The following is a 22482-nucleotide window of genomic DNA, read 5'->3' on the forward strand; positions in this document are numbered from 1 at the left end:
GCGCCCTGGAATGATTTCATTTCATTGCAAAATCAGAGCCCAATCATTTTGGTGGCATCGCTGGGCACCATGCCCACCCGTCCCTTGCCGGTCGTGCGCCAAGCGCGCACAAGGCCGGGCAGGAGGTGCCGATGGCCAACCATGTGCGCAATGCCCTGGCCGGGATGGCCATGGCCGGGCTGATGCTGCCCGAAGCAGTGGCCTATGCCGGGATTGCCGGACTGGCGCCGGGGCGGGCGCTGATCGCTGCCGTGGTCGGCGGGCTGGCCTATGCGGTGATCGGGCGCAGCCGGTTTGCGGTGGTATCGCCCACGTCGTCCTCTGCCGCGATCCTAGCGGCGAGCCTGGCCAGTCTGGCCTCGGGCAATGGCACGACGGCGGCCAATGCCACGGCCTTGACCCTGCTGATTGGCGTGCTGTTCATCGGACTGGCGGCAGCGCGGCTGGGCAGCCTGGCCGGGTTCGTGGCGCGGCCGGTGCTGCGCGGCTTTGCCTTGGGCCTGGCGCTGACCATCATCATCCGCCAGATGCCGGCGCTGGTCGGGCTTCCCGCACCGCATGGTTCGGTGGGCGTGGTGGCCTGGGCGCTGGTTGCACATGGGGGGCAATGGCACTGGGCTACGCTGGCTTGCGGCCTCGCCGCGCTGGCGCTGCTGCTGGTCTTGCGGCGCTGGCCGGGCGTGCCGGGCGCGCTGATCGTGCTGGTGCTGGGGGTGGCCGGGGCCAGCCTGCCCGGCTTTGCCGCGCTGGGGATTGCCCAGGCCGGTCCGGCCCCCTTGCTGCTGGAAGCGCCGGTGCTGCCCTGCGATCCCGCGCAATGGCTGCGACTGGTGCCGCTGGCGGCGCCGCTGGTGCTGATCCTGTTTGCCGAAAGCTGGGGCACGATGCGCAGCCTGGCCCTGGCGCGGGGGGAAACGCTGGAAGCCAATCGCGAGCTCGCCGCGCTGGGCCTGGCCAATGCCATGGCCGGGCTGGCGCAGGGCATGCCGGTGGGCGCGGGGTTTTCCGCCGGATCGGCCAACGCGGCGAGCGGGGCGACCAGCCGCGCCGCCGGAGTGATCGCCGCGCTGGCGCTGCTGGTTCTGGCGCTGTGGGGCGGACCGCTGACATCGCGCCTGCCGCAGCCGGTGCTGGCGGCGGTGGTGATCGCGGCGCTGACCCATGCTCTGTCTCCCGCGCCGCTGCTGCGCCCGTGGAAGCTGGGCCGCGATCGCTGGGCAGCGCCGGTTGCCGCGCTCGGCGTGCTGACGCTGGGCGTGCTCGATGGGCTGCTGCTGGCGGTGGGGCTGAGCCTGGCGCAACTGCTTTATCGCCTGGCCCATCCTTCGCTGAGCGAACTGGGCCGGCTGGGCGAGAGCCACGATTACGTAGACCGCGCCGCGCATAGCACGGCGCAGGCGGTGCCGGGCCTGGCCATCTATCGCCCCAATGCGCCGCTGTTCTTTGCCAATGCCGAAACCGTGCTGGGCCTGGTTTCCCGACGCGCTCAGGGCCGGGGAACGCGGGTGGTGGTGCTGAGCCTGGAGGAGAGCGACGATCTCGACAGCACCGCCGCCGAAGCGATCGGCGAGTTGCACGCAGGCTTGCTGGCGCATGGTGGCCGGCTGATCCTGGCGCGCACCCATGATCGCGCGCGGGCCGTGCTCGCTGCATCCGGGCTGGACGAATTGGCGCGCGATGCCACGTTCAGCGTTGCCGATGCCGTCGCGCTGGCGCAGACTGGTACTGCTCCAGCACGGGCGCAGACATGAGTCACGGAGTGTAACGCATGGGCTTGTCCGGACCGATCCAGCCGATCCTCAAGACCGTGGCGATCGCCGATCTGCGGCCCACGCAGATGACCGTGGGCCTGCGCGAGGTGGAGCGCAAGCGCCGTGACTGGCTGCGCCGCCAGGAAACGAGCGCGGCCGGGGAGTTCCTCGGCGCGCACATGATCCCGGCGGTGATCGGGCCGGACGATCAGCTCTGGATGCTCGATCACCATCATCTCGCCCTGGCGCTGCATCTGGAGGGGGTGGAGCAAGTGCTGGTCTCGATCATCGCCCGGCTGGAGCATCTGCCGCGCAAGCGCTTCCTGGCGTTCCTCGATGCCAACAACTGGCTGCATCCCTATGATGCGCGCGGGCGCCGGCGCGAATGGAAGGCCCTGCCCCATCACGTGGGCAAGCTGGAAGACGATCCGTGGCGTTCGCTGGCCGGCGACGTGCGGCGCGCCGGTGGCTTTGCCAAGACCACGCGGCCCTATGCCGAATTCCTCTGGGCCGATTTCTTTCGCGATCACATCGGCCCGCGCAAGCTGGCCAACAAGTTTGACCAGGCCCTGCGCGAAGGGCTGGAGCTGGCCCGCAGCCATGCGGCGCTGCATCTGCCGGGCTATGCCGGCGTGGAGAACGACTGAACGCCGGCGCGCAATTTCTGCAAGCCGGCGTTCAGGCAAGACCCCGTCAGTGGTTGTCGCGGGGCAGGCCCTTGGTCTGGGCGATCCGCTGGTACTTTTCCGCGCCTTCCAGAATGGCGCCGGTGTTCATCTGGCCAACCAGCGCGCGCTGGATTTCCTGCCACGGCGTCTGGCTGGCGGGATAGGGATAGCCGCCCTTGGCTTCCAGCGCAGCGCGGCGCGTGGCCAGCTCTTCGTCGGACACCAGCACGTTGACAGTCCCGGCCTTGAGGTCGATCCGCACGCGGTCACCGGTTTCGAGCAGGGCCAGCCCGCCCATCGCCGCCGCTTCCGGGCTGGCGTTGAGGATCGAGGGGCTGCCCGAGGTGCCCGACTGGCGCCCATCGCCGATGCACGGCAGCGCGCTGACGCCTTCGGTGATGAGATAGGCCGGCGGGCGCATGTTGACCACTTCGGCCGCGCCGGGATAACCGATCGGCCCCGCACCGCGCATGAACAGCAACGTTTCAGGGGTGATGCCGGTGGCCGGATCGTCGATGCGGTGGTGATAGTCTTCCGGCCCGTCGAACACCACGCAGGGGCCTTCGAACGCATCGAGATCGGCCGGATTGGACAGATAGCGGCTGCGGAATTCCTGGCTGATCACGCTGGTCTTCATGATCGCGGCGTCGAACAGGTTGCCCTTGAGCACCAGGAACCCGGCTTCTTCCACCAAAGGCTGCGCGAACGGGCGGATCACCCGCTCGTCCTCGATCGCCACGCCGCGGCAGTTGTCGCCCATGGTGCGGCCGTTGACGGTCATGGCGTTCTCGCGGATCAGGCCCTGCTCGATGAGCTGGCTCACCACGGCGGGGACACCGCCGGCACGATAGTAATCCTCGCCCAGGTATTCACCGGCCGGTTGCAGGTTGACCAGCAGCGGCACCTTGTGGCCCAGGCGCTGCCAGTCCTCCAGCGGCAGGTCCACGCCCATGTGGCGCGCAATCGCGGCCAGGTGGATCGGCGCGTTGGTCGATCCGCCGATCGCGGAATTGACGACGATGGCGTTGTGGAACGCATCGAGCGTGAGAATGTCCGACGGCTTGAGGTCTTCGCGCACCATGTCGACGATGCGCTTGCCGGTGTGATAGGCGCACTCCTGCCGGTCGCGATAGGGCGCCGGGATCGCCGCCGAGCCGGGCAGCATCATGCCCAGCGCCTCGGCCAGCGAGTTCATCGTGGTGGCCGTGCCCATCGTGTTGCAATAACCGGTGGACGGCGCGGACGAAGCGACCAGCTTGATGAAGCCATCCGCATCCAGTTCGCCGGCGGCCATCATCTGGCGGCCCTTCCACACGATCGTGCCCGAACCGGTGCGTTCACCCTTGTGCCAGCCGTTGAGCATCGGGCCGACCGACAGTGCGATGGCCGGGATATTGACCGTGGCGGCCGCCATCAGCAGCGCCGGCGTGGTCTTGTCGCAGCCCGTGGTCAGCACCACGCCATCGATCGGATAGCCATAGAGCGCTTCGACCAGGCCGAGGTACGTCAGGTTGCGATCGAGCCCGGCGGTAGGGCGCTTGCCGGTTTCCTGGATCGGATGGACCGGGAATTCCAGCACGATGCCGCCTGCCTCGCGCACGCCTTCGCGGATGCGCTCGGCCAAGACCAGGTGGTGCCGGTTGCAGGGGGACAGGTCGCTGCCGGTCTGGGCAATGCCGATGATCGGCTTGCCGCTGCGCAGTTCTTCGAGGCTGATCCCGAAATTCAGGTATCGCTCCAGATAGAGCGACGTCATGTCGATGTTGTCGGGATTGTCGAACCAGGCGCGGCTGCGCAGCTTGGGGGTCTTGTGCTCGGTCATGTCTGCCTGTCAGCGCGAGGTGGAGACGCGATAGACCATGACATGCCGATAGGGCTTGCCGGGATCGACGCGCGCGGAAACGAACGAAGGATGGTTGGGCGCATCGGGGAACTTCTGCGGTTCCAGCGCGATGCCATCGCCCATGCGATAGAGGTGGCCCTGCTTGCCGACCAGCGTGCCGTCCAGGAAATTGCCGGCGTAGAACTGCACGCCCGGCTCGGTGGTCAGCACTTCGAGCACGCGGCCCGAGGCGGGGTCTTCCAGCCGCGCGGCCAGTTCGGGCTGCGTGGTAAGCCCCTTGTCCAGCGCGAAGTTGTGGTCATAGCCACGGCCGAACACGATCTGCTGGTCGCGCCCGTCGCGCAGGCCATCGACAACGCGGCGGCCCTTGGTGAAATCGAACACCGTGCCCGCCACCGGGCGCAATTCGCCCGTGGGGATCAGCGTGGCATCGACCGGGGTGAAGGCCTTGGCGGGAATGGTCAGGACATGGTCCATCGCGCCCTGCGGCGCGCCTTCCCCGGCCAGGTTGAAAATGGCGTGGTTGGTCATGTTGATGATCGTGGGCTTGTCGGTCGTCGCCTCGAACGCGATCGTCAGGTTGCCCGCTTCATCCAGCGAATAGGTGACCGTAGCCTTGACCGTGCCGGGATAGCCGGCATCGCCATCGGGGCTGATATGGCTGAGCACGACGCTGGCCACCGGCCCGGACTTGACCGAGACGACCTGCCAGACCTGTTTGTCGAACCCCTTGCCGCCGCCGTGCAGGCTCGCGGCCTTTTCGTTGAGCGGGAGCTGGTAGGTCTTGCCATCGAGCGTGAACTTGCCGCCGGCGATGCGGTTGGCATAGCGGCCGACAGTGACGCCGAAATAGTTGGGATGATCGACATAGCCGGCAAGGTCGTCATAGCCGAGCAGCACGTCGGCCGGCTTGCCGGCGCGATCGGGGGCGACCAGCGCCTGGAGCGTGGCGCCATAGCTGAGGATGCGGGCCGAAACCCCGTTGGCGGCCTTGAGCGTCACGGCCACGACCTGCTGGCCATCGGCCAGCGTGCCGGCGGCCTCCTGGCTCGCCTGCGCAGCATGGGCGCCGGAAAAGGGCGCGAGCGCGAGAAGCGCGGCAAGAGAAGCGGCCTTCGTGTTCATCCTGGTCTCCATGATCGGCCCCATGATCGGCCTTTGCCCCCGGTCAGGCGCCACGCGAAAACACGTGCGCAGCCATTGACGTGGCCGTGCGGCGACATATAGTCCGACAAATAGAAAGAGCGCAAGCCGGTTCGCAAGACGGCCGCCCATCGCTCTCTTCGTGCGCAAACCTTCGAGAGAGGATGGACATGCCCCCTGTTGCTGCTTCGGCCACGGTTGCCGCAGCCCCCGATGATGGCCGAGCCGGTGGCGCCGGTTATGGCCGCGCCCTGGCGCTGCTGGCCACGCTGTTTTTCATGTGGGGCTTCATCACCGTCATCAACAACACGCTGCTGCCGCACCTGCGCGCCGTGTTCGACCTCAACTATACCCAGACCACGCTGATCGAATCCGTGTGGTTCATTGCCTATTTCGTCGCCTCGATCCCATCGGCCAAGCTGATCGAGAAGATCGGCTACAAGATGTCGATGGTCACCGGCCTGCTGATCATGGCGGCCGGCGCGCTGGGCATGATGGTGGCTGCTTCGATCCCGTCCTACGGCGTCACGCTGGTGATGCTGTTCGTGATCGCCAGCGGCATCACCCTGCTGCAAGTGGCGGCCAATCCTTACGTCGCGGTGGTCGGCCCGGCCGAAACCGCGTCTTCGCGGCTCACTCTGGTGCAGGCGCTCAATTCGGCGGGCACGATGCTGGCGCCGCTGTTCGGCGCCTATCTGATCCTGGGCCGGTCCAAAAGCGGCACCGCCGTGGCCGGCACCGTACTGACCCCGGCCGAGCGCCTGGCCGACGCGCATTCGGTGATCCTGCCCTATGGCCTTGTCGCGGCCGTGCTGGTGGTGCTGGCCGTGGTCATCGCGCGCTATCCCCTGCCCGCAATGGGCAGCGCGACCAGCCGCATGGCACGGGAGGAGCGCAAGCATCACTCGCTTTGGTCGCACCGCAACCTGGTGTTCGGCATTCCCGCGATCTTCATCTACCTGATCGCCGAAATCGGCGTGGCCAACCTCTTCGTCAATTTCGTCAGCCAGGGTGACATCGCCAACCTGACGCACGAGGAAGCCGGCCGTTACCTCACGTTCCTGTGGGGCGGCATGATGGTCGGCCGCTTTGCCGGCGGCGCGATCATGCAGAAAGTGCGTGCCGAAACCGTGCTGGCGCTCGCGGCAGTGGGCGCCTTCGTGGTGATGATGATCACCGTGCTCACCCATGGCCCGGTGGCGATGTGGGCGCTGATCCTGGTGGGCCTGTTCCACTCGATCATGTTCCCCACGATCTTCACGCTGGGCATCAAGGGCCTCGGCCCGCTGACCGAGGAAGCCTCTGGCCTGCTGATCATGGCCATTGCCGGCGGCGCGCTGGTGGTGGTTCAGGGCAAGCTGGCTGATGCCTTTGGCCTGCAAACCTCGTTCCTGCTGACCGCGGCCTGCGAACTCTACATCATCTTCTACGCGCTGTGGGGCGCGAAGACCAAAACCACAGACTGAAGGCTTCCTCCCCGATACGGGGAGGATCAGCTCCGCACGGCGGCCTGGATCGCGCTGGCGGTGTCTTCGAGGGCGAGTTGCACCAGCACGCCCATAGCCTCGGCCGCCGCATCGCCATTGCCGTCGGCAATCGCTTCATAGACCAGGGCATGATCGGGAATGGGGTTGCGCGGCAATTCGCGTGCGCGCTGCTTGAAGCGGGTGGTCCAGTGCACCGCCGCGCCGATGCTGGCCGACAGCACCAGCAGCGCCGCATTGTGGCTGGCGCGCAGGATGGCATCGTGGAAATCGCGGTCGGCCGCGCGGCCCGCGTCGTTGGTCAGAGTGTGGCGGCGCATGGCCGAAAGCGCGTCGCGCATGGCCTTGAGATCGGCCTTGTCGCGGCGCTGCGCAGCCAGGCGCGCGGCCGCCGGCTCCACCACGGCGCGCAGTTCGAACAGGTCGCGCACGAATTGCAGATCCGGCTCCCCGGCAAAGGCCCAGGCCAGCACTTCGGGATCGAGCAGGTTCCAGCGGTCGCGCGGCAACACGCGCGTGCCGGCCTTGGGGCGGCTGGCCACCAGGCCCTTGGCGGTGAGCACCTGGATCGCCTCGCGATAGGCGCTGCGCGAGACTTTCAGTTCCTCGGCAAAGGCGACTTCGCCCGAAAGAATATCGCCTGGCTGATATTGGCCAGAGAGGATCGCGGTGCCCAGTTTGTGGGCAATGGCGCCGTGCAACCGCCTTCCCGGGCCGCGCGTGACACTCTCGCGCTCGTCCTGCGTTCCCTTTCCTTCTTCGGATTTGTCCGGGAATTGCGGTTCGGTCACTGTCTCTGTCGCCTCCTTGGCCAGTTGGGTTAGCAGGGCGCGCCCGGCCACGAAACGACTATTATTGCGTTTCCCCTCGGGGCGGAATATGTCGGAGTAAATATGGAGATTCCGATGACCGAATTCCGCTCGATCGACGCCCGCACCGGCCAGCCGCACGGCCCCGCCCTTGCCGTGCACGGACTGGACGACGTGGCCCGGCTCTGCGCCGCCGCCGAAGCGGCGTTCGATCTCTATCGCGCCACCGGGCGGGAAGAGCGCGCGGTGTTCCTGGAGCGGATCGCCGAGGAAATCCTGGCCATCGGCGATCCCCTGGTCGATGCGGCGATGCGCGAAAGCGGCCTGCCCCGTGCCCGCCTGGAGGGTGAACGCGGCCGCACCGTGGGCCAGCTTCGCCTGTTTGCCGCCGTGGTGCGCGCGGGCGCCTGGCAGCAGTTGCGCATCGATCCGGCCCTGCCGGAACGCCAACCCCTGCCCCGCCCGGACATCCGCCTGCGCATGATCCCGCTCGGCCCGGTGGCCGTGTTCGGCGCGTCGAACTTCCCGCTGGCCTTCTCGACCGCCGGTGGTGACACCGCCTCGGCGCTCGCCGCCGGCTGCCCGGTGGTGGTCAAGGGCCATCCCGCCCATCCCGAAACCGGCGCTCTGGTGGCCGCCGCCATTGCCCGCGCCGTGGCCGCCTGCGGCCTGCCCGAGGGGGTGTTCGGCCATCTCGTTGGCCCGGGCAACGAATTGGGTGCGGCGCTCGTGGCCGATCCGCGCATCGCGGCGGTGGGCTTCACCGGCTCGCGCGGTGGCGGCCTGGCCCTGGCCCGCATTGCGCAGGCGCGCGAAGTGCCGATCCCGGTCTATGCCGAAATGTCGAGCATCAATCCGGTGCTGCTGATGCCGGCCGCCCTGGCCGCGCGCGGCGCCGCACTGGGCCAGGCCTTCGTCGGTTCGCTGACCATGGGCGCGGGCCAGTTCTGCACCAATCCCGGCCTCGTCCTGGCGATTGCCGGCGAAGGCCTCGACGCTTTCCTGGCCGCCGCGCGCGACGGCGTGGCTGTGGCTCCGGCGCAGACCATGCTGACCAGCGGCATCCACGCCGCCTATGCCGCCGGGGTCGAGGCGCTGGCCGCCTCGGCTGGGGTGGACACCGTGGCGACCGGCCCGGCGGGCGAAGGCCCCTGTGGCCAGGCCGCGCTGTTCGTCACCACCGCAAAGGCATTCCTGGCCGACAAGGCGCTGGGCCACGAAGTGTTCGGCGCCAGCTCGATCGTGGTGACCTGCACCGACGAAGCCGAACTCGCCACCCTGCTCAAGAGCCTGGAAGGGCAGCTTACCGCCACGCTGCACATGGATGCGGCGGACGAGGCGATGGCCGCGCGGCTGCTGCCGATCCTGGAGCGCAAGGCCGGACGCATCCTGGCCAATGGCTGGCCCACCGGCGTGGAAGTGTGCCACGCGATGGTTCACGGCGGCCCGTTCCCGGCCACGTCGGACGCGCGCACCACCTCGGTCGGCAGCCTGGCGATCGACCGCTTCCTGCGCCCGGTCAGCTATCAGAACCTCGCCCCGGCGGTGCTGCCTGCCGAACTGACCGACGCGGCGCGCGGCGACGGCGCACCGCGCCTGATCGACGGCACGCTCACGCTCTGATCCCGCTCTCTCGCGAAAGACCCTTGCCCATGGCAACCCGCCTTCTTCAGCACCGCAGCGCCGATGGCACGCGCCGCGTGATCCTCGCCACCGGGGATACCGCCGTATTCCTGGAATCCCCCGCCACCGTGCGCGAACTGGCCCAGGCCGCGATTGCCGCCGGGCAGAGCCTGACGCAAGCGGCCGCCGCCCGCGCCGGTAGCCAGAGCGTGGACATCGCTGCGGAACTCGCCGCCGGCACGCTGCTGCCCGCGATCGACCACAGCGACACCGCGCGGGTCTGGCTGACCGGTACCGGCCTGACCCACCTCGGCTCGGCCGAAGGGCGCGACAAGATGCACCGTGATGCTGCCCAGGCGGAAAAGCAGACCGATTCCATGCGGATGTTCCTGGAAGGGCTGGAAGGTGGCAAGCCCGCCCCCGGTGCCGAAGGACAGCAGCCGGAATGGTTCTACAAGGGCGATGGCACCCAGCTTGTTGGCCCCGGCCAGCCGCTGACCATGCCGGCCTTTGCCAAGGATGGTGGCGAGGAACCGGAACTCGCCGGCATCTACCTGATCGGCGAGGACGGCACGCCCTGGCGGCTGGGCCTGGCGCTGGCCAACGAGTTTTCCGATCATGTGACCGAGCGCCACAACTACCTGTGGCTGGCCCATTCCAAGCTGCGCCAGGCCGCGCTGGGCGCCGAACTGCTGCTCGGCGCGCCGCCGGCCGACGTGCTCGGCACCAGCCGCGTGCTGCGCGATGGCGCCACGCTGTGGGAAAAGCCGTTTCTTTCGGGCGAAAACAACATGTCGCACAGCCTGGCCAACCTGGAACACCACCACTTCAAGTATGGCCTGTTCCGCCGCCCCGGTGACATTCACGTCCACTTCTTCGGCACGGCCACGCTCTCGTTCAGCGACGGGATCGCCACGCGCGAAGGCGATGCCTTCGAAATCAGCGCGGCACCCTTTGCCCTGCCGCTGCACAACCCGCTGGCGCGCGCCGAAGCCGGGCCGGTGCCGTTCACGGTGAAGGCGCTGTGAGCATGGCCCCGATCCGCGTCGCCGTGGTCGGCATGGGCAAGATCGCCCACGACCAGCACTTGCCCGCGATTGCCGGCAACCCCGCCTTCACCCTGGCCGCCACGGTCAGCCGCAGCGACAGCACGGTGGACGGCGTGCCGCATTTCCGCACTCTGCAAGACCTGCTCGACCACGGGCCCGATGTGGACGCCGTGGCGCTCTGCACCCCGCCGCAAGTGCGCTATGACCTGGCCAGGCTGGCGCTCGACAAGGGGCTGCACGTGTTCCTGGAAAAGCCGCCGGGCGCCACCGTGGCCGAAGTCGATGCCTTGGCCGCGCAGGCCGGCGCGCGCGGGGTGACGCTGTTTGCCTCATGGCATTCGCGCCATGCCGCCGGGGTTGCCCCGGCCAAGGCCTGGCTGGCCGGCCGGCGCATCACCGGCGTGAACGTGATCTGGCGCGAGGACGTGCGCGTGTGGCATCCCGGCCAGGACTGGATCTGGCAGCCCGGCGGCCTGGGCGTGTTCGATCCGGGCATCAACGCGCTTTCGATCATCACCCATATCCTGCCCGACCCGTTCTTTCTGACCGAGGCCGTGCTGGACGTGCCGGAAAACCGCGCCGCGCCGATCGCCGCCGATCTTCATTTCCGCGATGCGCGCGGCACCCCGATCCACATGGACCTCGATTGGCGCCAGACCGGCCCGCAAAGCTGGGACATCGCGGTGGAAACCGATGGCGGCACGCTGCAACTGAGCCAGGGCGGCGCCGTGCTGGCCTTGCCGGGCGAAACGCTGCGCAACGCCGACGAGGAATATCCCGGCCTCTACGCCCGCTTTGCCGAACTGATCGCGCAGGGGCAGAGCGATGCGGACGCTCGCCCGCTGACGCTGGTGGCCGATGCTTTCCTGCGCGGCACCCGCCGCACGACCGACGCTTTCTTCGACTGATCCTGCACCCCCGTTTCGGGAGACGACCAAGACCATGATCACGTCCCTCCGCACCGCCGCAGCAAGCCTGCTGCTGGCCGCAACCGCGCTCGCCACCCCGGCGCTGGCCGATACCGGTGGCACGCCGACCACCGCGACGCTGCATGCCGACACCCCCGGGCCGACCTATGACGCGCGCATCTTCACCCAGTTTGCCGAGCACCTGGGCAACGGCATCTATGGCGGCCTGTGGGTAGGCAACGACAAGTCGATCCCCAACACCAACGGCTTCCGCAACGACGTGGTTGCCGCGCTGCGCGAGTTGAAAGTGCCGGTGATCCGCTGGCCCGGCGGCTGCTTTGCCGATGAATATCACTGGCGCGAAGGCATCGGCCCGCAAGGCAAGCGCCCGGTGAAGATCAACACCAACTGGGGCGGCGTGACCGAACCCAACGCAGTGGGCACCCACGAATACTTCGAACTGCTGCGCCAGGTGGGCGCGCAGGCCTACATCTCCGGCAACGTGGGCAACGGCACCGCGCGCGAGATGGCCGAATGGGTCGAATACATCACCTCCCCCGCCGGCAGCCTGGCCGACGAGCGCGCCCGTAACGGCCACAAGGAACCCTGGGCCCTGCCACTGCTGGGCATCGGCAACGAGCTGTGGGGTTGCGGTGGCAACATGCGCCCCGAATATGCCGCCGACGAGACGCGCCGCTTCGGCACGTTCATCAAGGCGCCGGAAGGCACCCGCGTGCTCAAGATCGCCTCGGGCGCCAATGCCGGGGACTATACCTGGACCGACACGATCATGCGCCTGGCTGGCGACCAGCTCGACGGGCTGTCGCTGCACTATTACACCGTGCCGGGTGGCGGCTGGCCGCCCCGCGTGCCGGCCGTGGGCTTTGACGAACATAGCTGGGCCGAAACCCTGGCCGGTGCGCGCCGCATGGACGAGCTGATCACGCGGCACAGCGCCGTCATGGACAAGTATGACCCAGCCAAGCGCGTGTTCCTGGCGGTGGACGAATGGGGCACCTGGTATGCCCAGGACCCCGGCAGCCATCCCGGCTTCCTGCGCCAGCAGAACTCGCTGCGCGATGCGCTGGTCGCCTCCACCACGCTGGACATCTTTGCCCGCCATGCCGACCGCGTGCGTCTTTCGGCGATCGCCCAGATGGTCAACGTGTTGCAGGCCATGGTGCTGACCGAGGGCCGCAAGATGGTGCTGACGCCCACCTATCACGTGTTCATGATGTACCGCCCGTGGCAGGATGCCACCGTGCTGCCGATCGACATCGTCACGCCGTGGTATGCCAAGGACGAGTTCACGATGCCGGCCGTCAGTGGCTCGGCGGTGCGGGACAAGGCCGGGGCCGTCCACGTCGCGCTGTCGAACCGCGATCCCAACCAGGCCAATACCGTCACGGTCAAGCTGGCCGGCCTTGCCGCCACCAGCGCCAGCGGCCAGGTGCTGACTGCTGCCGCGATGGACGCCCACAACACGTTCGCCGCGCCCGATGCCGTCCGCCCGGCACCGTTCAACGCCGCCACGATCCAGAACGGCGTGCTCAATGTCACGCTGCCGCCCAAGTCGGTGGTGGTGCTCGACTTGCGCTGATCGCTCACGCTGGCGTGGGGCCGCTGTCCCGGCCCCGCTCCAAAGCCCGACCCGAAAGACTTTCGGGTCGGGCTTTCAACCAAGGCCAGTCCGGCTTGCCCCGGACCGGCCTTTTTTCATGCCTCCATCAGATCTTGAAGCCGAAGCGCACGCCATAGGTGCGCGGCGGCTGGAACTGATAGGTGTTGGTGTTGGAATTGAAGTTCTGCGCCGCGTTGGCGAGCACGACCTTGTCGGTCACGTTGCGCACGAAGGCCTGGATGTTCCACTGCGCACCTTGCGGCGCGAACTGCAACGACAGGTTGCCGGTCAGATAGGGCCGCGACTGGGTGTCGGCCGTGTTGAACACCGAATAGTAGAACGAAGAGCTGTACTTGGCATCGGCGCGCGGGGTCAGCGTGCCGCCAAAGGCCGGGATCGCGTATTCGATGCCGCCCGAGACCGAAAGCTTGGGCGCGTTGGGCAACTGGTGGCCGCCGATCTGTCGATCAGTGCCGCCGCCGTCGGTAACGGTGATGTTGTCGCCAAACCGGGTGTGCAGCCACGCGGCATTGAGGTCGATCCGCCCGCCTTCGCCGAACAGCGCCACGGCTTGCAGTTCGGCACCATAGATCTTGGCCGAACCGACGTTGAACGTGCCGGCCGAGCCATTGAGCACGCCTGCCGTCTGCGAAGCCTGATAGCCGCGATAGTTGGAATAGAAGACGTCGGCATTGAGTTGCAGGCGATTGTTGAGGAAGCGGTTCTTGGTGCCGAGTTCAAAGGCATCCAGCGTTTCCGGGCCATAGGGGATGGAAGCCGCCGACCCGTTGGAGTTGAACCCGCCCGACTTGTAGCCGCGATCATACTTGGCATAGATCAGCGAATTGGCCGCCGGATTGTAGTCCAGCCCCAGGTGCCAGGTGGGTTGCGACTTGGTCATCCGCCCGGCGCCGTCCGTGTAACCGGTGGTGAACGGGAAGACGAAGCCCCATTCCGGGAATGCCAGCGCGGGATAGTTGAGCGTGGCGCCACCGGTGCGCACCTTCTCGTCGCGCGTGTAGCGGCCACCGACCGTCAGCTTCCACTGGTCATTCAGCTTGTAGGCCACCTGGCCGAACACCGCGTCGGACTTGGTCTTGACGTGGTAGTCGAAGTGGATGCCGTAGACGTTGGAGAAATCGAGGAACGAGAGCGGACCGCCCGGCGCATAGTCGCCGGTCATCGCCAGGTTCAAAATCCCCGAATTGATCGTGTTGGTTTCCTGGAAGTGGAAGAACCCGACCTGGAAGAACAACGGGTTGTTCTGCCCGTTGGACAGGCGCACTTCATGGTTCCAGGTGGTCGGCGCTTCACTCTGGTTGAAGTTGCGGATCGCCGGATAGGCCGGACCGGTGGCGTCGAGCTTGTGCGCCCAGCTCTGCTTGTCCCAGCCGCCGGCATAGGTCAGCGAAAGATCGCCGAGGATATCGTTGACAGTGCCTTCCCAGCGCACCCGATCGCCCTTGATCCGGTTGGAAGTGAGCGCCTGGTTGGGGAAGCTTTTCGCATCGCCGAAATCCGGACGGGTGCCCAGCGCGGAAACCATCGCCACGTCGCCGACATTGTTGATGTCATCGTGCTGGTACGAAGCCCAGAGCTTGACGTTGCTGACCGGCTTCCACTGCACCTGCACGCGGCCCGACGAGGTGTTTTCATCGTCACCGTCGATGTTGATGCCGGTGAGGTGGCGATAGCCGTCGTGCTGGCGATGAATGCCCGAGAAGCGCACCGCGAGCGTATCGGTCAGCGGCACGTTGCCGCCCGCTTCCACATTGAGCGCGCGGTAGTTGCCCACTTCGAACGAGCCATAGGCGCCGGCGGTATCGCTGGGCCGGTTGGTGATCAGCGAGATCAGGCCGCCGGTGGAATTGCGCCCGTTGAGCGTGCCCTGCGGCCCCTTGAGCACTTCGATGCGGGCGATGTCGTACATCGACGTGCCGATCGAGAACGAGCGGTTGGTGTAGAACCCGTCGCGCGCGATCGGCACCGAGGGATCGCCAATTTCGGTGACGTCGGTCGAGGCGATGCCGCGCACCGCGACATAGGCCGAACCGGTGCTGCTGGTGACGTTGACGCTGGGGTCCATGGTGGCCAGCGATTGCACGTTGGCAATGCCCTTCTGGGCAAGATCGGCGCCGGTATAGACGGTCAGCGCCACGGCGGTCTTCTGCGCGGAGCTTTCGGCGCGGTTGGCGGTCACCACGATTTCGGCCAGGCCCGGGCCATTGCCGGCGCCTTCGGCAGCGCCAACCTGTGGCGCGGCATTATCCTGGGCGTGGGCCACCGTGGCGATGGCGGGCATGCTGGCACCGATCAACAGTGCCGCAACGAAGCGGTTCATCCGACGTCCTCCCCATATGCGCGGCGAACACCGTGATTCGCCACTTATGAATCAAAATGCCTGTTCTGATTATGCCGCCGGAGACGGATGGTCAACTCAATTTAGCAGCGATAATTTAAACGGATTTTTCCATTTTTTATCAGTGCTATAATTCGAATCTCACACACGCCTTGACAGCATCGGCGTCACCAGCGATACCGCATATCAAATAATAACTCTAGTTCTAATTTATGAGAAAGCGTTTCGCTTGGGGAGAGCCGTGATCGCCACCTGGTTCGTGCCGAGGTCTATCGCCGGGCCGATTGCCGTTGCCGCCCGGTGCGGCTGGCGCGTCGGTGCGACACAGGGACCAGCCTCACCCCGCCCGATCCCTTTCTCCGGTGTGCCGCGCCGGCCACCTGCCCTTCCCGCCACCCGCCGTTCCTGAAGGAGCCAAGCAAGCCATGTCCAAGATTCACCGGGGCGTAAGCCTCTATTCCTTCCAGGAAGAGCTGTTCCTGGGCCGCATGACCGTGGAGGATTGCATAGCCTTCGGCGCCTCGATCGGCGCCAAGGGCATCGAGATCCTGCCCGAACAGAACATGCCCGAGTTCCCGCACTTGAGCGATGCGGACGTGGCCCGCTGGCAGGACATGCTGGCCCGCCATGGCGCGCATTTCACCTGCTATGACATGTTCCTCGACACCAAGCTGCGCAAGGACAGCCTGATGAGCGATGACGAGCAGGTCGAAAGCATCGTGCGCGATATCAAGCTGGCCAGCCGCTTGGGCATTCGCAACATGCGCGTGCTGGTGTTCGTGCGCCCGGATATCCTGGCCCGCTGCGTGCCCTTTGCCGAGCAGTACGACGTGCATCTGGGCGTGGAAGTCCACGCTCCGTGGCATCTCGAACATGCCTGGATCCTGCGCACGATCGACGAGGCCGATCGCCTGAACACGCGCCACCTGGGCATCCTGCCCGACATGGGCATTTTCATGAAGCACTATCCGCCCGCGTTCCGCGCCCGGTTCGAGCGCCAGGGCGCGCGGCCCGAAGTGACCCAGTTCATCGTGGACAGCCATGAGGACAAGATCATGGCCGAATACACCATCTATGAAGTGGCCGTGAAGATGGGCGGCAACAAGGCCGAAGTGGCCATGGCCGAAAGCCTGCGCCACGCGCCCTATGCCAACCCCAAGCGGATCGGCGACTATGCCCCCTATTTCCGCCATATCCAGGCCAAGTTCTATGAAATGGACGAGGACTGCACCGATCCCTCGATCGCCTACGACGAAGTGATCCCGGAACTGGTCAAGTGCGGCTGGGAAGGCACCCTGTCGAGCGAATACGAGGGCAACCGCTGGATCCAGGACGTGCACGAGGTGGACAGCCGCGAACAAGTGCGCCGCCAGCACGTGATGTTCGAGCGCCTGATCAGCCAGGCCGAGGCCAAGTTCGGCGCCAAGGAGACCGTGTGATGTTCGACAAGTACCTGATCGATGGCGCGAGCGTGCGCAATGTCGGCCCGGCCGACGCACCCACCGGCTTCGCCTTCGAAGCCAAGCTCGGCTATTACCGGGGCCTGGTCCTCTCGATGATCGAGGAACTGGCCGTGACGCTCGATGGCACCGAACTGCCGCGCGAGGCAGTGCTGTTCGACGAAGGCCTGGGGCCAATCTCGCTCGATGCGATGGAAACGGCCTATGATCGCCGTTGGGCGTTCGGGACGCCGGCGACGATCATTGTCAACCATCCCGGTGGCTTGCCGGCGGGGGAACACAAGCTGGCGCTGCGGCAGAAGCTGCGGGTATCCTACCTGCCCTTCCCCGCCTTCAACACCGACGAAAAGACCGTCAAGGCAGCATGACAGCGCGCGCGCCGGGGCCGACCAGCCGCCCCGGCGCGCGCGACACGGCGTGGAGAGCAGACATGAATCCCATCGCTAGACCGGCCCTGGCCATGATCATGGGCACCCTGGCCTTTGCCCAGCCCGTCGCGTCCCAAGCCAGGGCAGTGCAAACAACCCACGCCACCACCACGGCAAAGGATCACGCAGCGCTGACCGCACGCAATCGTGCGATCATTACCGCCTTTGCCCACCAGTTCTATACGCTGCGTCAGGTTCGCGCCGCGTTCGATGCCTATGTCGCGCCCGATTACATCCAGCACAATCCGGGCCTGGCCGATGGGCGCGAAGCGGCGGTGGCAGGCCTCGCCACGATGTTTGCCGATCCTGGCCACAGCTTTGAAATCCGGCATATCGTGGTCGATGGCGATCTGGCTGCGGTCCACCTGTTCGTGAAGCCCGATCCCGCCGCGCGCGGCGCTGCCGTGGCCGATTTCTATCGGCTGAAAGACGGCAAGATCGCGGAGCATTGGGACGTGATTCAGCCTATTCCGGCACAATCGGCCAATTCCCACCCCATGTTCTGAACCGCGGCCAAAGCCTATGGCGTGGCCGGCGTTGCCAGAAACGCCGCGATCATGCGCGACAGATCCTGCTTGAGCACGAGCCAATCGCCTTCCCAGGCAGCCTCCGTGGCGGACCCGAAGCCAAGATAGCGGGCAATGGCGGCATAGAGAATGCGATAGGCCGAATCGACCGCACGCGCCGGATCGGGCTGGCGGATTTCGGCCCGGTGGACCAGCAACGCAGCCCGAACGGCGGCGGCGGTGGCGGCATAGGACGCCTTGCCCGTCCGCGCGACGACCGGATCGAAGGTGGCGCGCTGCATCAGTGGGCGCAGCCAGGCCGAATAGGCCCGCAGGGTTTCGGCCATTAACTCCACCAGCGACGGCACGATCGCGCCAAGGCTACGAGCTTCCTCGCGCGCGATGGCGATCTGCGCCAGCATGCGCGCATCGACGCGGTCCAGCACGCGCAATTGCACGGCGTGAAGCAGCGCGTCCTTGCCATCGAACCGGCAATAGATCGAGCCGATCGAGACTTTGCCGCGCCGGCTCACTGCGGCCAGCGTCAGGGCATCCAGATCGCCAGTCGCCAGAATCTCCTCGGCCGCGACCAGCATCCGCTCGTGCGAGGCCTTGCTGCGCTCCTGGCGGGGCTCCCGCATTGTTGATGTTGCGCGTGCTGCCTCGATCATCGCCATCCCTTCCCAACCGACGCCAAGCGCAGAATCCCACTGGACAAATTATAATTACAGTTCTAATTCGAAATGGTATCGCAGCGCGGATCAAGGGGCAAGCCGGTTTGAGGGCATGTTGCCGCCGCGCGTGGACCAATCCTGGGGAGAGATCATGCGCTTTTCCGTTTTCCTGAATGCCCGTTCGATGAGCCCGGCCGAAGATGGCCGCCTGATCACTGATCTCATCGGCCATGCCGAGCACGCCGCGGCCCAAGGCTTTGAGGCGGTGTTCATGCCCGACCACCACTTCAACGGCTACATGCCGGTGGCCAGCGACAGCTTCATCCTGGCCGGCTACCTCGCCGCGCGCCTGCCCGACATGCACTTCGGGTTTTCGGTGGTGTCGGTGCCGCTGCACCACCCCGTGCGCTTTACCGAGCGGGTCAACGTGCTGGACCACCTGACCAAGGGCAAGCTGCTGGTCGGCGTGGGATCGGGCACCACGCCCGAGGAAATGATCGGCTTCAACGTCAACTACAAGGATGCCGGCACGCTGGCCGAACGCAACCTCGCCCTGGCCGAGGAACTGTGGGCCAAGCGCATGGATGATCCGGCGGTCACCATCGACAATGGGCCATACCAGGGGCGCGTGCTCCAGCGCATCACCCCGTCCAGCTATGGCGAGCAGCATGCCCGCCTGATGCCGGTGGCGATGAAGGAAAGCAGCGCGCGCCGCGCCGCCAAGCATGGCTGGCCCGCGTTCATCCCCGCGTTCACGCCGCCGAAGATCGGTGGCACCGAACCGTTCACGCATGTGAAAAAGTACTTCGACATCTACAAGGGCCTGCTGCTCGAAGCGGGCCACAGCGAGGCGGTGATCCGCGATGCGCTGTCGTGGACCACGCACACCTACCAGCTCGTGCATGTCGCCGAAACCGACGAGCAGGCCCGCGACGAGATGATGACCATCCTGCGCTCCTACCAGGACGCGATCGAGCGGGAGGCCGAATTCAACGCCCGCGCCGAAAGCGACGAAGCCAACACCAAGACCGATCGCACGCCCAATGCCCTGACCGAGGACTGGATCGGCACCTGGTGCCTCCATGGCTCGCCCGAAACGGTGATCGAGCATCTCAAGCCTTATGCCGAACTTGGCATCGGCAACGTGCTGTGCGGCACCACCACCGGCCCGCTGACCGAAGAACGACTGCGCCTGGGCAACCAGACGCTCGACCTGATGGGCCGCAAGGTCATTCCCGCGCTCAAGGGAGCCTGAGGATCATGAAAATCGTGGGGATCGGCGGAACCCTGCGCGATGGCTCCAGCACCGAACGCCTGGTGGCGGCGGTGCTGGCGGCCTGCGCGAGCATGGGCGCCCAGACGCAGATGTTCGGAGGCAGCGCCTTGAAGGCCCTGCCCCATTTCAATCCGGAAAGCCCTGAGCGTACCGAGGGCGAGCGCGCCCTGGTCGAAGCGGTGCGCACGGCCGATGCCGTGGTGATCGGATCGCCCGGCTATCACGGCGGCGTGTCCGGCCTGGTCAAGAACGCGATCGACCTGCTCGAAGACCTGGCCCGCGATGCGCGGCCCTATTTCGACGGGCGCCCGGTCGGGCTGGTGGTGAGCGCAGCCGGGTGGCAGGCCACCGGCGTGACGCTCGCGGCCTTGCGCGGCATCACCCACGCCATGCGGGGCTGGCCAACCCCGCTCGGCATTGCCGTCAACACCGTGGCGCAAAAGCCGTTCGGCCCCGATGGTACTGTGGCCGACGCCGAGATTGCCGGTGCCGTGGCCATGCAGGCGCGCCAGATCATGCAATTTGCCAAAGGTGCCGCATGACCCTCTCTCTGACCGACGCCGGCCGCCTCACCGCCGGGGCAACGATGTGGACCACCGGCGCCGTCCCCGAACAGAACGCCCGCAGCCTGATGCTGGCCGATGGGCCAATGGGCGTGGCCAGCGGCCGCGTGGACGAACGCGATGTCTCGGTGCTCACCCCGGCCCCGGTGGCCCAGGGCGCCAGTTGGGATCTCGATCTCGTGGCGCAGATGGGCGCGCTGGTGGGCAACGATGCCATTGCCATGGGCGTCGATGCCTTGCTCGCGCCCAACGTCAACATGGCCCGCAGCCCGCTCGCCGGGCGGGCGTTCGAATACTATTCCGAAGACCCGCTGCTGACCGGGCTGTGCGGCGCGGCATGGGTGCGCGGCATCCAGGCGACCGGCACGGCGGCCGTGGCCAAGCACTTCGTCTGCAACGACAGCGAGACCCAGCGCGACACGATGAACGCGGTGATCGACGAGGCGACGCTGCGCCAGGTCTATCTGCTGCCGTTCGAGATGGCCTGCGCGGCGGGCTGCGGCGGGATCATGACCGCCTACAACCGCATCAACGGCGCCTGGTGTGCCGAAGCAGCCGGACCGCTGGCGATCGTGCGCAACGAATGGGCCTATGGGGGCGTGCTGATGAGCGATTTCTTCGCCACGCATTCCACCGCCGCCACGCTCAACGCCGGGCTCGATCTGGAAATGCCGGGGCCAGCCCGCTTCCTGGGGGCCAAGGCGGAAACCGCCGTGGCGCAGGGTGAAACCACGGCCGAGCGCGTGCAGGATGCCGCAGCGCGGGTGATCCGCTTCAACCAGCGGTTCGGCGGCGCCAAGACCCCCGCCACGCTCGATGCCGAGGAACTGCTCACCGCAGGCGCGGCGGCCGGCTTTGTCCTGCTGCGCAACGATGGCCTGTTGCCGCTGGCGCCCACGTTGCGCACGCTGGCGGTGATCGGCCCCAATGCCACCGCGCCCTGCTATCAGGGCGGCACATTCGCGCGCATTGCCGTGACGCCCGAGGCGCTCACTCCGCTACAGGCGATCGAGGCCGCGCTTGGCGGGCAACTGGCGATCGTCCACGAACCGGGCGTCGATCCCCAGCCGCGCCTGCCGTCCATGCCGGTCACCCCGGCCATGGACCTGGGCGATGGCTGTGCGACGGGCCTGACCGTGGAATACTTTGCCGGGCACGATCTGGCGACCGAACCGCTCTCGCGCGAGACGCGGGCGACCAATTCGCTGGTGTGGTTCCACGGCGTGCACGAGCAGGGCCGCTTCAACGAAGTGGGCGCGGTGCGTGCCAGTGGCTGGTTCACCGCGCAGGCCGATGGCCCGCATCGCTTCTATGCCGGCGCGACCGGGCCGGTGGTGCTCAAGGTTGACGGGCAAGAGGTGGTGCGCCGCGATGTGCAGCCGCCGGCGTCCGACATCATGGGCGTGCTCAAGGCCGGCGACGCCGATGAAGGCATCGTCACCCTGCATGCCGGGCAGCGCGTGCTGGTGGACGTGGAACTGCGCTATGCCCCGGCCCGCGTCCAGGGCCTGTGGTATGGCGTGCGTGCGCCCGATACGCCCGATGCCATGCTGGCCCGCGCGGTCGAGGCCGCGCGCCAGGCCGATGCCGTGGTGCTGATGCTGGGCGAAACCGCTGATGCCAGCGTGGAAAGCAAGGACCGCGCCGACACCCGCCTCGATCCTGCACAGTTGCGGCTGGCAGAGGCAGTACGCGCCGCCAATCCGCGCACCGCGATCGTCGTCAATGTCGGCCATGCGTTCGATGCCGGCTTTGCCCGGGATGCCGCTGCGCTGCTGGTGGCATGGTATCCGGGGCAGAACTTCGGCAAGGCGCTGGTTGACGTGCTGAGCGGCCGGCGCGAGCCCGGTGGCCGCTTGCCGATGACCCTGGCCGCGCAGGAAGCGGATTATCCCGCGTTCGACCTCACCCCCGATGCTGAAGGCAACCTGGCCTATGCCGAAGGCGTGCTGGTGGGCTATCGTGGGATGAAGGCCAGGGGCACCAAGGCGCTGTTCCCGCTCGGCGCCGGGCAAGGCTACACCCGCTTCGCCCTCGCCAATGCCCGCGTGGAAGGTGGGCAGGTTCTGGTGGACGTGACCAACACCGGCACCCGCCCCGGCAGCGAAGTGGTCCAGGCCTATCTGGCGCAGAGCCCCTTTGCCCTGGTCGGCTTTGCCAAGCTGCACTTGCCCGCCGGCGAGACGGCGACGGCGCAGATCGCGCCCAGTCCCTATATCCTGCGCAGCGTGGCCGGCACCGGCCCGGTACCGCTGGTGCTGGGGCGCGATGCCGAGGATGCCGCGTTCGCGCTGGAACTGCCGCGCTGACGCGCTCG

Annotated in this window: 18 protein-coding genes; 13 read left to right on the forward strand and 5 right to left on the reverse strand. The window is 67.0% G+C overall.

The genetic code is table 11. The features are described 5' to 3' along the window. The first annotated feature begins 131 nt into the window (after nt 1–131). Nucleotides 132–1751 carry a SulP family inorganic anion transporter gene (locus IE191_RS12315; RefSeq protein ID WP_191324663.1) on the forward strand — a complete coding sequence of 540 codons (1620 nt, stop codon included), beginning with the start codon at nt 132–134 and terminating at the stop codon, nt 1749–1751. A 17-nt stretch (nt 1752–1768) separates the two neighbouring features. Further along, nucleotides 1769–2398: a ParB-like protein gene (locus tag IE191_RS12320; protein ID WP_191324664.1), complete on the forward strand. Its 630-nt coding sequence runs from the start codon at nt 1769–1771 to the stop codon at nt 2396–2398. 46 nt (nt 2399–2444) lie between these two features. Here the strand turns inward: IE191_RS12320 and IE191_RS12325 are convergent, their stop codons facing one another. Both IE191_RS12325 and IE191_RS12330 read right to left on the reverse strand, forming a co-directional pair. Then, nucleotides 2445–4241, reverse strand: a complete 1797-nt coding sequence (locus tag IE191_RS12325) for an IlvD/Edd family dehydratase (RefSeq protein ID WP_191324665.1) — start codon at nt 4239–4241, stop codon at nt 2445–2447. A 9-nt stretch (nt 4242–4250) separates the two neighbouring features. Continuing rightward, the gene (locus tag IE191_RS12330) at nt 4251–5387 is read right to left on the reverse strand and encodes an aldose epimerase family protein (protein ID WP_373299284.1); all 1137 of its coding nucleotides are present in this window, start codon (nt 5385–5387) and stop codon (nt 4251–4253) included. A gap of 188 nt (nt 5388–5575) precedes the next feature. On the opposite strand from IE191_RS12330, the gene IE191_RS12335 reads away from it, so the two are divergent. Beyond that, nucleotides 5576–6871 carry a sugar MFS transporter gene (locus IE191_RS12335; protein ID WP_191324667.1) on the forward strand — a complete coding sequence of 432 codons (1296 nt, stop codon included), beginning with the start codon at nt 5576–5578 and terminating at the stop codon, nt 6869–6871. A gap of 26 nt (nt 6872–6897) precedes the next feature. Here the strand turns inward: IE191_RS12335 and IE191_RS12340 are convergent, their stop codons facing one another. Beyond that, complete coding sequence (locus IE191_RS12340; protein ID WP_191324696.1) at nt 6898–7590, reverse strand: FadR/GntR family transcriptional regulator; 693 nt, start codon at nt 7588–7590, stop codon at nt 6898–6900. Between the two features lie 204 nt (nt 7591–7794). Here IE191_RS12340 and IE191_RS12345 point away from each other — a divergent pair, with 204 nt between their 5' ends. The 4 genes from IE191_RS12345 to IE191_RS12360 are packed head-to-tail and all read left to right on the forward strand — an operon-like array spanning nt 7795 to nt 12878. After that, complete coding sequence (locus tag IE191_RS12345) at nt 7795–9321, forward strand: aldehyde dehydrogenase (NADP(+)) (protein ID WP_191324668.1); 1527 nt, start codon at nt 7795–7797, stop codon at nt 9319–9321. Between the two features lie 29 nt (nt 9322–9350). Further along, a complete protein-coding gene (gene araD1, locus IE191_RS12350; protein WP_191324669.1) occupies nt 9351–10349 on the forward strand; it encodes an AraD1 family protein in 999 nt (332 codons plus the stop codon). 2 nt (nt 10350–10351) lie between these two features. Further along, nucleotides 10352–11278: a Gfo/Idh/MocA family protein gene (locus IE191_RS12355; RefSeq protein ID WP_191324670.1), complete on the forward strand. Its 927-nt coding sequence runs from the start codon at nt 10352–10354 to the stop codon at nt 11276–11278. Nucleotides 11279–11312: 34 nt separating this feature from the next. Then, nucleotides 11313–12878, forward strand: a complete 1566-nt coding sequence (locus IE191_RS12360) for an alpha-N-arabinofuranosidase (RefSeq protein ID WP_191324671.1) — start codon at nt 11313–11315, stop codon at nt 12876–12878. A gap of 127 nt (nt 12879–13005) precedes the next feature. Here IE191_RS12360 and IE191_RS12365 read toward each other — a convergent pair whose 3' ends face one another. Continuing rightward, complete coding sequence (locus IE191_RS12365; RefSeq protein WP_191324672.1) at nt 13006–15240, reverse strand: TonB-dependent receptor; 2235 nt, start codon at nt 15238–15240, stop codon at nt 13006–13008. Nucleotides 15241–15683: 443 nt separating this feature from the next. Here IE191_RS12365 and IE191_RS12370 point away from each other — a divergent pair, with 443 nt between their 5' ends. Genes IE191_RS12370 through IE191_RS12380 form a run of 3 tightly spaced genes read left to right on the forward strand, consistent with a single transcriptional unit; the run spans nt 15684 to nt 17652 of the window. After that, nucleotides 15684–16697 (forward strand): sugar phosphate isomerase/epimerase family protein, encoded by a 1014-nt coding sequence (locus IE191_RS12370; RefSeq protein ID WP_191324673.1) that lies wholly within the window; start codon nt 15684–15686, stop codon nt 16695–16697. Further along, a complete protein-coding gene (locus IE191_RS12375) occupies nt 16697–17086 on the forward strand; it encodes a C-glycoside deglycosidase beta subunit domain-containing protein (protein ID WP_191324674.1) in 390 nt (129 codons plus the stop codon). The genes IE191_RS12370 and IE191_RS12375 overlap by 1 nt, the downstream gene beginning before the upstream one ends. Then, nucleotides 17083–17652, forward strand: coding sequence for a nuclear transport factor 2 family protein (locus IE191_RS12380; RefSeq protein WP_229815315.1), 570 nt, complete (start codon nt 17083–17085; stop codon nt 17650–17652). Before IE191_RS12375 ends, IE191_RS12380 begins: the two co-directional genes overlap by 4 nt. 14 nt (nt 17653–17666) lie before the next feature. Here the strand turns inward: IE191_RS12380 and IE191_RS12385 are convergent, their stop codons facing one another. Next, a complete protein-coding gene (locus tag IE191_RS12385) occupies nt 17667–18293 on the reverse strand; it encodes a TetR/AcrR family transcriptional regulator (RefSeq protein WP_191324675.1) in 627 nt (208 codons plus the stop codon). Between the two features lie 184 nt (nt 18294–18477). Between IE191_RS12385 and IE191_RS12390 the strand changes: the two genes are divergently transcribed. From IE191_RS12390 to IE191_RS12400, 3 genes are read left to right on the forward strand one after another with little or no spacing between them, the layout of a single operon-like run. Then, entirely contained in the window at nt 18478–19581 is a 1104-nt protein-coding gene (locus IE191_RS12390) for an LLM class flavin-dependent oxidoreductase (RefSeq protein WP_191324676.1), read from the forward strand. 5 nt (nt 19582–19586) lie between these two features. After that, complete coding sequence (locus IE191_RS12395; protein WP_191324677.1) at nt 19587–20144, forward strand: NADPH-dependent FMN reductase; 558 nt, start codon at nt 19587–19589, stop codon at nt 20142–20144. Continuing rightward, the gene (locus tag IE191_RS12400; protein ID WP_191324678.1) at nt 20141–22474 is read left to right on the forward strand and encodes a glycoside hydrolase family 3 C-terminal domain-containing protein; all 2334 of its coding nucleotides are present in this window, start codon (nt 20141–20143) and stop codon (nt 22472–22474) included. Before IE191_RS12395 ends, IE191_RS12400 begins: the two co-directional genes overlap by 4 nt. Nucleotides 22475–22482 lie beyond the last annotated feature (8 nt).

Source organism: Novosphingobium pokkalii (assembly GCF_014652855.1).
GTDB lineage: Bacteria > Pseudomonadota > Alphaproteobacteria > Sphingomonadales > Sphingomonadaceae > Novosphingobium > Novosphingobium pokkalii.

Bases quoted from the DNA above. Each gene is read 5' to 3' on its own strand.
- IE191_RS12315 (WP_191324663.1), top strand. From the start codon at position 132: ATGGCCAACCATGTGCGCAATGCCCTGGCCGGGATGGCCATGGCCGGG.
- IE191_RS12320 (WP_191324664.1), top strand. From the start codon at position 1,769: ATGGGCTTGTCCGGACCGATCCAGCCGATCCTCAAGACCGTGGCGATC.
- IE191_RS12325 (WP_191324665.1), bottom strand. From the start codon at position 4,241: ATGACCGAGCACAAGACCCCCAAGCTGCGCAGCCGCGCCTGGTTCGAC.
- IE191_RS12330 (WP_373299284.1), bottom strand. From the start codon at position 5,387: ATGAACACGAAGGCCGCTTCTCTTGCCGCGCTTCTCGCGCTCGCGCCC.
- IE191_RS12335 (WP_191324667.1), top strand. From the start codon at position 5,576: ATGCCCCCTGTTGCTGCTTCGGCCACGGTTGCCGCAGCCCCCGATGAT.
- IE191_RS12345 (WP_191324668.1), top strand. From the start codon at position 7,795: ATGACCGAATTCCGCTCGATCGACGCCCGCACCGGCCAGCCGCACGGC.
- araD1 (WP_191324669.1), top strand. From the start codon at position 9,351: ATGGCAACCCGCCTTCTTCAGCACCGCAGCGCCGATGGCACGCGCCGC.
- IE191_RS12355 (WP_191324670.1), top strand. From the start codon at position 10,352: ATGGCCCCGATCCGCGTCGCCGTGGTCGGCATGGGCAAGATCGCCCAC.
- IE191_RS12360 (WP_191324671.1), top strand. From the start codon at position 11,313: ATGATCACGTCCCTCCGCACCGCCGCAGCAAGCCTGCTGCTGGCCGCA.
- IE191_RS12365 (WP_191324672.1), bottom strand. From the start codon at position 15,240: ATGAACCGCTTCGTTGCGGCACTGTTGATCGGTGCCAGCATGCCCGCC.
- IE191_RS12370 (WP_191324673.1), top strand. From the start codon at position 15,684: ATGTCCAAGATTCACCGGGGCGTAAGCCTCTATTCCTTCCAGGAAGAG.
- IE191_RS12375 (WP_191324674.1), top strand. From the start codon at position 16,697: ATGTTCGACAAGTACCTGATCGATGGCGCGAGCGTGCGCAATGTCGGC.
- IE191_RS12380 (WP_229815315.1), top strand. From the start codon at position 17,083: ATGACAGCGCGCGCGCCGGGGCCGACCAGCCGCCCCGGCGCGCGCGAC.
- IE191_RS12385 (WP_191324675.1), bottom strand. From the start codon at position 18,293: ATGCGGGAGCCCCGCCAGGAGCGCAGCAAGGCCTCGCACGAGCGGATG.
- IE191_RS12390 (WP_191324676.1), top strand. From the start codon at position 18,478: ATGCGCTTTTCCGTTTTCCTGAATGCCCGTTCGATGAGCCCGGCCGAA.
- IE191_RS12395 (WP_191324677.1), top strand. From the start codon at position 19,587: ATGAAAATCGTGGGGATCGGCGGAACCCTGCGCGATGGCTCCAGCACC.
- IE191_RS12400 (WP_191324678.1), top strand. From the start codon at position 20,141: ATGACCCTCTCTCTGACCGACGCCGGCCGCCTCACCGCCGGGGCAACG.